The organism is Crossiella sp. NPDC003009 (genome assembly GCF_053591555.1).
Genome location: NZ_JBSFUA010000093.1, coordinates 1 through 8,753 on the forward strand (window position 1 = coordinate 1; position 8,753 = coordinate 8,753).

Annotated in this window: 12 protein-coding genes; 7 read left to right on the forward strand and 5 right to left on the reverse strand. The window is 70.4% G+C overall.

What is annotated here, in order from left to right:
- Positions 1 to 162: 162 nt before the first annotated feature.
- Positions 163 to 534: an ArsR/SmtB family transcription factor gene (locus tag ACWDY5_RS41115; protein WP_449727544.1), complete on the forward strand. Its 372-nt coding sequence runs from the start codon at positions 163 to 165 to the stop codon at positions 532 to 534.
- Between the two features lie 18 nt (positions 535 to 552).
- On the opposite strand, the gene ACWDY5_RS41120 is transcribed toward ACWDY5_RS41115, so the two are convergent.
- Positions 553 to 1,935 carry an ankyrin repeat domain-containing protein gene (locus tag ACWDY5_RS41120; RefSeq protein WP_449727545.1) on the reverse strand — a complete coding sequence of 461 codons (1,383 nt, stop codon included), beginning with the start codon at positions 1,933 to 1,935 and terminating at the stop codon, positions 553 to 555.
- A 241-nt stretch (positions 1,936 to 2,176) separates the two neighbouring features.
- Here ACWDY5_RS41120 and ACWDY5_RS41125 point away from each other — a divergent pair, with 241 nt between their 5' ends.
- Positions 2,177 to 3,208: a potassium channel family protein gene (locus ACWDY5_RS41125; protein ID WP_449727546.1), complete on the forward strand. Its 1,032-nt coding sequence runs from the start codon at positions 2,177 to 2,179 to the stop codon at positions 3,206 to 3,208.
- A gap of 21 nt (positions 3,209 to 3,229) precedes the next feature.
- Here the strand turns inward: ACWDY5_RS41125 and ACWDY5_RS41130 are convergent, their stop codons facing one another.
- Positions 3,230 to 3,763: a hypothetical protein gene (locus ACWDY5_RS41130; protein WP_449727547.1), complete on the reverse strand. Its 534-nt coding sequence runs from the start codon at positions 3,761 to 3,763 to the stop codon at positions 3,230 to 3,232.
- Between the two features lie 102 nt (positions 3,764 to 3,865).
- Positions 3,866 to 4,210: a CocE/NonD family hydrolase C-terminal non-catalytic domain-containing protein gene (locus ACWDY5_RS41135; RefSeq protein WP_449727548.1), complete on the reverse strand. Its 345-nt coding sequence runs from the start codon at positions 4,208 to 4,210 to the stop codon at positions 3,866 to 3,868.
- A 29-nt stretch (positions 4,211 to 4,239) separates the two neighbouring features.
- Between ACWDY5_RS41135 and ACWDY5_RS41140 the strand changes: the two genes are divergently transcribed.
- Complete coding sequence (locus tag ACWDY5_RS41140) at positions 4,240 to 4,704, forward strand: hypothetical protein (RefSeq protein ID WP_449727549.1); 465 nt, start codon at positions 4,240 to 4,242, stop codon at positions 4,702 to 4,704.
- Positions 4,705 to 4,755: 51 nt separating this feature from the next.
- Complete coding sequence (locus ACWDY5_RS41145; RefSeq protein WP_449727550.1) at positions 4,756 to 4,935, forward strand: hypothetical protein; 180 nt, start codon at positions 4,756 to 4,758, stop codon at positions 4,933 to 4,935.
- Positions 4,936 to 4,972: 37 nt separating this feature from the next.
- Here ACWDY5_RS41145 and ACWDY5_RS41150 read toward each other — a convergent pair whose 3' ends face one another.
- The gene (locus tag ACWDY5_RS41150) at positions 4,973 to 5,626 is read right to left on the reverse strand and encodes a TetR/AcrR family transcriptional regulator (RefSeq protein WP_449727551.1); all 654 of its coding nucleotides are present in this window, start codon (positions 5,624 to 5,626) and stop codon (positions 4,973 to 4,975) included.
- 104 nt (positions 5,627 to 5,730) lie between these two features.
- On the opposite strand from ACWDY5_RS41150, the gene ACWDY5_RS41155 reads away from it, so the two are divergent.
- A complete protein-coding gene (locus ACWDY5_RS41155; protein ID WP_449727552.1) occupies positions 5,731 to 6,096 on the forward strand; it encodes a DUF1761 domain-containing protein in 366 nt (121 codons plus the stop codon).
- 11 nt (positions 6,097 to 6,107) lie between these two features.
- Positions 6,108 to 6,509 carry a DUF1801 domain-containing protein gene (locus tag ACWDY5_RS41160; protein ID WP_449727553.1) on the forward strand — a complete coding sequence of 134 codons (402 nt, stop codon included), beginning with the start codon at positions 6,108 to 6,110 and terminating at the stop codon, positions 6,507 to 6,509.
- A 16-nt stretch (positions 6,510 to 6,525) separates the two neighbouring features.
- On the opposite strand, the gene ACWDY5_RS41165 is transcribed toward ACWDY5_RS41160, so the two are convergent.
- A complete protein-coding gene (locus tag ACWDY5_RS41165; protein ID WP_449727554.1) occupies positions 6,526 to 8,013 on the reverse strand; it encodes an MFS transporter in 1,488 nt (495 codons plus the stop codon).
- A gap of 54 nt (positions 8,014 to 8,067) precedes the next feature.
- Between ACWDY5_RS41165 and soxR the strand changes: the two genes are divergently transcribed.
- Positions 8,068 to 8,529 (forward strand): redox-sensitive transcriptional activator SoxR, encoded by a 462-nt coding sequence (gene soxR / locus ACWDY5_RS41170; RefSeq protein WP_449727555.1) that lies wholly within the window; start codon positions 8,068 to 8,070, stop codon positions 8,527 to 8,529.
- The last annotated feature ends 224 nt before the right edge of the window (positions 8,530 to 8,753 follow it).

An 8,753-nucleotide genomic window follows, 5' to 3' on the forward strand; every position in this document is an offset into this window, starting at 1 on the left:
GAGCAGCGCCGCGCGCGCCGGGCGGGGCGCGGTGGCGGTGGTGGGCGGCGCGGCGAGAGCCGAGGCCACGGGAACCTCCCGGAGTCGTGGTCGAGACCCGCCAGACGATAGCAGCACACTTGAAGAGGTCTTCAGATGTTCGCGGGTGAGTAGGATCTCGGCATGGGACACGGGAAGGGCGAGCGCGGGCACCCGGCCGCGCGCCTGGACGCCGAGACCGCCGCCAGGGTGGCCGCGACGTTGCAGGCCCTGGCCACGCCCAGCCGCCTGCTGATCCTCACCGAGCTCCGGCAGGCCCCGCTCCCGGTCAGCGACCTCGCCGAGGCCGTCGGCATGGAGCCCTCCGCGGTGTCCCACCAGCTGCGCCTGCTGCGCACCCTCGGCCTGGTCGCCGGTGAGCGGGACGGGCGCAGCATCATCTACCGCCTCTACGACAACCACGTGGCCCAGCTGCTGGACGAGGCGATCTACCACAGCGAACACCTGCGCCTGGGCATCAGCGACCAGGCGGGGACCGCCGACCGCGGACGGTAGCGGCCCCCAGCGCCACGGCTACCGGCCGAGCAGTTCGAGCACCTCCGCGCGGCCGAAGTGCTCGGCCCAGGACCTGGCGTCACCGTCGAAGCGGCAGTCCCGGATCCCGGGGTCCGCGCCCAGCCGCAACAGCAGCCGGACCACCTCGATGTCCCCGACCTGGATCGCGGTGTGCAGCGCGGTCTGCCACGGCTGCTCCAGCGGCACATCGCCACGCCCCCGCGCGTTGACGTCAAACCCGTTGTCCACCAACAGCTTCACCGACTCCGGTCGGCGCAGTCCCGCGGCCCAGACCACCAGACCGGGCCGGGCCGCCCGTGCGGCCTGAACGACGGCCGCGGGGGTGGCGGCAACGGCGGCGGCGTCCCCGGCCAGCGCCGCGGCGAGGAAGGCGTCCACCGGACCCAGTTCGGGCTCACCCGCGCCCAGCCGCCGCAACAGCTCCGCCAGGTCGCGGTGGCCGTTGCGCAGCGCGATTTCCAGCGGCGTGGCCCCGTCATTGAGCGGGCTGGTCACATCAACCCCGTGCGCGGCCAGCAATGCCACCCGCTGCCGCTGATCGTGGGTGAGCGCCCACTCCAGCAAGCCACGCACCATCTCCTCAGGGGAGCCGAGCAGATCGGGCACCAGGCGCCGCCACGGACCGCCGTCACCCCGGCCGAGCCCGAACTCCAGCAGCAGTTCGGCGAAGTCGTCCTGTTCGTCAAACATGCGGTTGTAGAGGCTCTGCCCGTCATTGGGGTCCGCACCCGCCTCCAGCAACAGCCTGGCCAGCGCGATCCCGTGCGGGTGCGGCGGCTGGTCGTCCTCCCCGCCGCCCAGCGCCCCGGTCAACACGGTGAAAGGCGTTGGCAGACCGAGGAAGAACCGGCCGTCGTTGGGATCCGCCCCGGCGTCCAACAGCATCCGGGCCGCGGTGAGGGTGTCCTCGCGACTCATCTCCAGGCGGGCGTAGGCGAGGTACATCAGCGGCGGCCAGTCAAACGGGCCGGTGGGCTGCGCCGCCGACGCCCCGGACGCCAGATGTCGTTGCAGCGCGGGCACATCAGCGCACGCGGCGGCCACCGCCACGCTCGCCGCGGGCAGCTCCGGATGCCGCAGCCGCAGCCGCGCCGCCTGCTCCCACCGTTCGGGCGCGTCCTCGGCGAAGTTCAGGCAAGCCAAGCGTAGAAAGCGGTCCGCCAACGGCTCCTCGGCGACCGGCTCGGTGTACACCCAGGACCGGGAGTTGATCGCCTCGACGTGCCGCCGCAGCCGCGCCCAGCTGGCCAGTCCGTGACGGCGCGCCAGCATCCGCTGCGCATCGGCGAGGGTGGCGCCAGGGGTCGCCCGGCGCAGCTGTTTGGCCTGCTTGCGGAGCTGGCCCAGATCGGGTCGTTCGGGCAGCGGGATGGTCGACAACGCGACCTCCTTTCGTCTCCCCGTGGTCCGCGAAACGGGGTGAAAGGAGGTGGTGTGACCAGGGCACTACCCGCCTTCGAAGGGCAGGCTCAGCCTTTTCCGCGGACCCGGAGGCGACCCAACTCGCCTGAGCACAGGGTACCAACCCCCGGCAACGATGTGCGCACAAACACCAAGTGAAGCGGTCTCACCTGCCTAGACTGCTGCGACCCCGCCACCGAGCAGACCCGATGGGAGCACCATGCCGTTGTTCCTGTCCCGGCTGCTCACCCGGCTGGCCTTCCTCAGCAGCTGGGCGACCCCGGCCGCGGTGATCGTCTTCGTGTTCGCCACCAGCTGGCCGCTGATGGCCTTGGCCGAACCGGCGGGCAGCGCGCTCGTCCAGCCGGCCGGCTACTGGTGGTACTTCGTGGTCACCGCCGCCACCGTCGGTTACGGCGACCTCTACCCCGAGAGCGGCTGGGGCCACCTGGTGGGCGCTTACGTCATCGTGGGCGGCATCGCCGCGCTGACCACCGTGTTCACCAAACTGGCCTCGGTGCTGGAACAAGCGAGAGGACGGCGCATGCAGGGCAGCAACACCGTGCACGCCAGCGAGCACATCGTGCTGGTGGGCTACGAGCCCGGCCGCACCGAGCGCATCGTCAGCCAGCTGCTGGCCGAGGAGGAGCACCGGATCGTGCTGTGCGCCCCGGATGAGGTGGGCACGCACCCGCTGCCCAATCCCGAGGTGGAGTTCGTCCGCGGCGAGCTGACCGACGAGGCGGTGCTGCGGCGGGCTGGGGTGCACCGCGCGGCCGTGGTGCTCATCGACGCCCGCGACGACAACGAGGCGCTGGCCATCGCGGTGGCCGTGGACCACCTCGAACCGCGGGCCCACGTGGTGGCCGCCCTGCGCGACATGGACCGGACCGCGCTGATGCACTACGTCGACCGCACCATCCACTGCGTGCCGTGGCACCTCCCGCGCATGATCATCGAGGAGCTGACCTCGCCCGGCATCGCCGAGGTCTACGCCGAGCTGATGAGCAACGGCGAGGCCAGCACCTACTCGGTGCGGATCCCGGAGGCGGTGGGGCCGGTGCCGATCGAGGACTGCCAGCTGGCGCTGGGCCGCAAGCACGGCGCGACCGTGCTGGCCGTCCGCGACGCCGACGGCCACCTGGTGGTCAACCCGAGCTGGCAGAGCAAGGCAGGGCCGGGCTCGGTGCTGTACTACGTCAGCCCGCGCAAGCTGTCCGCCCGCCAGATCAGCGAGGCCCTGCACGGGTAGCGGCGCGGCTGAACCTCTTGGTCACCGGCTCACCGCCGCGTGCCGCCGGACCAGCTCGCACACCTCGGCCGCGTGTTCGACGTCGTGCAGGATCAGGGGTCTGCGCTGCCACTCCGGGGCGAACGCCGCGTCCAGCAGCGAGGGCAGCGAGCCGAAGACCACGGTGCCGGTGCCGTCGGGACGCGCGCGGACCACGGTGGGCGCGCTGCGGTGCGTGTGCGCCACGCTGCGCTCGTTGCGTTTGCCGGTCGCGTCGCTGATGGCCAGGGCGCGGCGGTCGGTGACCACGTACTCGGTGTCCCGCAACCGCCAGGCCCGCACCAGGATCGGCACGATGCCGTTGCCCGCGAAGACGAGGACGCACAGCGCGAGGTAGATCGAGGAGAAGACCGAGTCGTAGACCTGGCTGATGATCCGGTGCAGCAAGGCGGCCAGGGCGATGGCCACCAGGGCCAGTGCCAGGCGGGGCAGGTCCGAGCGCTCGAACACCAGCGTCCGGTTGGCCTGACCACGCCACAGCACGCGCTCACCCGACCAGCAGGTGGTCTCCTCCATGCGGAAACCCCAGTCTCCTTGATCCGCCATCCCGTTGTTGGGTGGCGGATGCCGACCAGACTTCCCGGCGCTCCACGCGTAAAGATGCCGTAAATGCCGACGTCAGGCAAGTCCATCGGCGATCGGCAACGACAGCCGTGACGGTCGGCTAACGTCATGGTGGATGGTGTGCGTGACCGGCTTTGTCGCGGTGCCGGTCCCCGAGTTCTTTCCGGTGCCGAGGTTGCGCGCGAACCGGGGAAAAACGCCACCGGAGACCTGCGACCGGATGCGGTGGCCGGGCTCGAACCGGTGTGCGGTGGGGTCGAGGGTGATGCGCACCAACCGGATGGCGCCGGGCCGCCGACCGACGGCGTGGGATTCGCCGGGTCGTAGCGAAAACTCGTGGCGCTGTCGTCCACTGTGGACACAGTCTCGGCGAGCTGACCCCCTGCCAACAGGTGCCAAGCACCAGGTTTCCCATGGGATGCAAGGGTTTGGCGCTGCTGGATGGGGAAGTGCTGTTGCGCATCGAGGCTCCTGGTTCGGGTTCGCTGGCCGGCCCGTGCTCGGCGCTAGGGCACGGTGTATCCGCCCGAAGATCTGGGGAGGAAATCATGAGGGTTGGCAGGCGCATTGTCGCCGGGGCTGTTATCTCGGGAGTCATGCTGACGGGAAGCGCTACGTTGGCGAATGCTAAGCAGGCTGACTCGCCGGCGGCGGGCGTGACGACGCTGTCGGCCGAGGGTGAGCAGGGTGCTGTCAGCGCCATCATCAAGGCGATCAAGAAGTTCGGTCAGCCGGTCTGGAACAAGTGCGTCACGGCGGTCAAGGGTGGCTGGCACGCCTTCAAGAAGTGGTACGACGGTCTTCCCGCGCCGGCGCGGTGGGCGATCCGGGCCGCTTCGCCCGCCATGGATCTGTACGAGATCTTCCAGGCGCTCAGCCAGGCGATCGGCTGAGCCTTTCCAAGGCTGGGATCGCTATGCGCCTTGGCTGGTGCGGGTTTTCTGATGAAAGCCGGTTCATTGCCCGCATTTGGTTCGGTTTTTGGTCTGCTCGTCGCATTGGCCGGACTGATCGTAGGCGGCGTGCTGCTCAGCGGCAGGGTAGGAGGCAGACGGCCGTCGCTGGTGCTGGGTATCGCCATGGCGGCGGCGGTCCTGCGCGCCGTATTGCTCATCGTGGCCTGACTGCCTGCCGGGCGGGTGCGGCGTTCCAGTGGGGACGTCACACCCGCCCGGTTTTGCCGTGGGCGCCGATCCCGTATGCGGCGAGGAAGACCCGAGCGCCCTCGTCGGCGAACTCGTCCAGCTCGGCCTTCGTGCAGACCGCCGCACTGCCCATGAAAGCACTGCGCTGCAACGGAATCGACACCACGAGCCAGGTGAACAAGTAGGCCGCGCGCTCGGGGTCGTCGACCTGGAGGAGGCCGCGCTCGGTCAGGCGCGTCAGGGTTTCCGCCAGCAGGCCGGTCGTGCGCACCCAGCTGCGTTCGTAGTACTGACGGCCCACCTCGGGGAACCGGTCCGCCTCGGCCATCACCAGGCGGCGCATCTGGAGCACCTCGGGGTTTATGATCCCGGCGACGGTGACGCGGGCATGCCGCCGCAAGGCGTTCTCCAGGTCGTCGGTCTCGGCGAGGGCGAGGATGTGCGGCCGGAAGAACTCGTAGCCGCGGTCCACCGTCTCCAGGACCACCGCCGCGAACAGCTCCTCCTTGTCGGCGAAGTACTGGTACACGGTCCGCTTGGACGCGCCGGCCGCCGCGGCCACCGCGTCCATGCTGCTGCCGAGATAGCCGTGTGCGGTGAAGACCTTGCGCGCGGCGGCCACGATCTCCGCGCGCTTGGCGGCGGACTGCTCCTCGCGGCGTCCTGCCATGGACAACCCCCTTGACTACGGAAACTACCCGGTTTACTTTTCCGGTATGAACACTAGCCAGTGTAGTTTTCTCTGTGCCTCCTCAGCCAGCCGGGCGGTGTGAGATGACCGTCATCGCCGCGGTCCTGACCTCGGCGCTCGCGTCCTTCGTGATCAGCAGCGTCTGGTACTCGCTGCTGGACCGGGACCGCGCCGCCGACGGCCGGCCGTCCCCGCTGCGGATCGTCGCCGAGTTCGGCCGCAGTGCCCTGGTGGCGGGCGCCGTCGCCGGGCTGGCCAAGGCCATGGACATCACGACGATCGGCCCGATGTTGCTGCTCGCGCTCGTGCTGTGGGTGGCGTTCCCGTTCGTGCTGCTGTCCGGATCGGTCATGTGGGACAAGGTTCCGGTGGCCACCGCGGCCCGGCACGGCGGAGACTGGCTGCTCAAGCTGCTCGCCGTGGGCGCCATCGTCGGCCTGTGGCTCTAGCGGAGGACATTATGAGCTACGACAAGGACCCACGCGTCGACGACTACATCAACAAGCTGCCGGACTGGCAGCAGGAGATCTGCCGGCAGGTGCGCGACATCGCGCACACGGCCGACCCCGAGGTCGTCGAGACGATCAAGCGGACGGTCCAGCCCTACTTCGTGCTCAACGGCAACGTCTGCGCGCTGCTGGCCGCCAAGAACCACGTGAACGTCTTCCTCTACGACGGCGGCATCGTCCCCGACCCGGAGGGCATCATCACGGCCGGGCATGAGAACAAGACCGGCCGGATGATCTCCTACCACGAAGGCGAGCCGATCAACGCGCCCGCGCTCACCCAGTACCTCCAGCACATCATCGCGAACAACCGCGCCGGCGGCTGGCGCAAGATCAAGGCCGCGCAAGGGCTGTGACGCCCTGCTCGGCGGGTCACCGTCTGCGCAGCACCAGCAGGACAGCGCCGGCGAGCAGTACCGCCAGCGCCGCCGAGACCAGAGCGCTGACCTCGAATCCGGCGGTGAACGCGGCACGGGCCGTGGTGAGCAGGACATCGCTCTCGGCCGCTGGCAGGCTGCCCGCGGCGGCGACCGCTCCGGTGAGGGTGTCGCCCGCTGGTCCGGCGACGCCGCCCATGTCCGCGCGGTAGGTGGCCGTGATGACGCTGCCCAGGATCGCGATGCCCAGTCCGCCACCCAGCTGGGGCGCGGCGGAGGCAATGGCTGATGCGGCGCCCGCCCGCTCGGCCGGGGCGCTGCCCACGATGATGCTGGTGGCCAGCGCCATCATCGGTCCGAGTCCGGCCGAGACGATGATCGTCCCGGTGACGAGCACGCTCAGCGGGGTGGCCGGGCCGATGGTGGCGAGCACACCGAACCCCGTGGCCGACAGCAGCAGCCCACCGCCGATGATCCAGCCCGGCGGCAGCCGTCGCGCGAGCCGGGTCGCACTGAGTGATCCGACGATGATCCCGATCGCGGAGGGCGCCGTCCACAGCCCGGCGGTCAGCGGCGTCAGCCCCGCCACCAGCTGGAGGTACTGCGCCACCGCGTAGTTCGTGCCCCACAGCACGAAGATCCCGAGCATCAGCGTGAGGGTGGCCGTGGTGAACGCAGGGGAGGCGAACAGGTGCAGATCGATCATCGGGTCGGCCAGCCGGCGTTGGCGGCGGACGAAGACCAGGGCGCAGGCCAGCCCGAGGGCGATGGCGGCGAAGGCGATCGGGTCCGGACCGGCCGCGGCGACCTGCTTGAGCCCGTAGACGATCGGCAGCACGGTGGCGATGGAGAGCACGGCGCTGGGCAGGTCCAGCCGGCGTCCGCCGGGGGACCGGCCCTCGGGCAAGGTCGCCGGCCCGATGACGAGCAGCACGAGCATCAGCGGGATCGGCAGCAGGAACGCCGAGCCCCACCAGAAGTGGTCGAGCAGCCAGCCGCCGACGAGCGGGCCGATCGCGGTGCCGGCCGAGACGGTGGCGATGACGATGCCGACGGCCTGCGCGCGCTGGCGCGGCTCGGTGAACAGCGCCACGGCGAGCGCGAGCACCGAGGGCATGAGGGTCGCGCCCGCCACGCCGAGCAGGGCGCGTACCGCGACGAGCACCTCCGGGTTCGGGGCGTACGCGGCGACCACGGACAGCACGCTGAACGCGGTCGCGCCACCGAGCAGCAGCCTGCGTCGCCCGATCCGGTCGCCCAGCGTGCCCATCATGACGAGCGTGCCGGCCAGCAGGAACGCGTAACCGTCGACGATCCACAGCAGCTGGGTGCTGGACGCGCCCAGGTCGCGCCCGATCGCGGGCAGCGCGAGGTGGGTGATGGTCAGCTCGAGCGAGGCCAGCAGCGCGGGTAGCAGGAGCACTGCGAGGCCGAGCCGCTCCCGCCGGCCGGCGAGCGGGGGACCGGTGATGTCACGAGTCATGCGAACAGCTTCAAACCTCAGGTAAACCCAAGGTCAAGGGGTAAGGTTCCGCAGGTGGTGGATCCGGAAGCCGAACTGACCATTGGCCAACTCGCCCGGCGAGCTGGCGTGACCGTCACCGCGCTGCACTTCTACGAGGAACAGGGCCTGTTGAACAGCAGGCGCACGGCAGGCAACCAGCGGCGGTTCCCGCGGCACGCGCTGCGCCGGGTCGCGCTGATCAGAGTCGCCCAGCGGGTCGGCATCCCGCTGCGTGAGATCGGCCAGGCGCTGTCCGAACTGCCGGCGGACCGCGCACCGACGCAGGAGGACTGGGAGCAGCTCGCGGCGCGCTGGCACGCGGACCTGGACCTGCGGATCAGCCAGCTCGTCCGGTTGCGCGACAAGCTCACCGACTGCATCGGCTGCGGCTGCCTCTCGCTGCAGAACTGCCTGCTGCGCAACCGGGACGACCGGCTGGGCGCGGCCGGCACCGGACCGCGGCGGCTCTGGCTGACCCGGGAGGACCGCCGGTGAGGCGAAGCCGAGCTCTTTGGCGCGCGCTTGCGACAGGCCCGAATTGCCGCCGGATGGTGACTGCGCGAACTGGCGCAACGGGCGCACCGGGCGCAACGTGCGCGGCGAGCTCGCCAGCCTCCGGACGCGCTAGGGGGCGTTTTCAAAGCCAGAGGACCAGAGGAGTAGTGCGGCCAGGGTGATGGTTGCCCGGTAGGAGACCGCGGTCTGGTCATAACGGGTGG

What these genes read in the sequence shown, in the direction of transcription:
- ACWDY5_RS41130 (WP_449727547.1), bottom strand. Translation starts at nt 3,763, where the DNA reads ATGGAGGAGACCACCTGCTGGTCGGGTGAGCGCGTGCTGTGGCGTGGT.
- ACWDY5_RS41145 (WP_449727550.1), top strand. Translation starts at nt 4,756, where the DNA reads ATGAAAGCCGGTTCATTGCCCGCATTTGGTTCGGTTTTTGGTCTGCTC.
- ACWDY5_RS41125 (WP_449727546.1), top strand. Translation starts at nt 2,177, where the DNA reads ATGCCGTTGTTCCTGTCCCGGCTGCTCACCCGGCTGGCCTTCCTCAGC.
- ACWDY5_RS41150 (WP_449727551.1), bottom strand. Translation starts at nt 5,626, where the DNA reads ATGGCAGGACGCCGCGAGGAGCAGTCCGCCGCCAAGCGCGCGGAGATC.
- ACWDY5_RS41155 (WP_449727552.1), top strand. Translation starts at nt 5,731, where the DNA reads ATGACCGTCATCGCCGCGGTCCTGACCTCGGCGCTCGCGTCCTTCGTG.
- ACWDY5_RS41160 (WP_449727553.1), top strand. Translation starts at nt 6,108, where the DNA reads ATGAGCTACGACAAGGACCCACGCGTCGACGACTACATCAACAAGCTG.
- ACWDY5_RS41165 (WP_449727554.1), bottom strand. Translation starts at nt 8,013, where the DNA reads ATGACTCGTGACATCACCGGTCCCCCGCTCGCCGGCCGGCGGGAGCGG.
- ACWDY5_RS41115 (WP_449727544.1), top strand. Translation starts at nt 163, where the DNA reads ATGGGACACGGGAAGGGCGAGCGCGGGCACCCGGCCGCGCGCCTGGAC.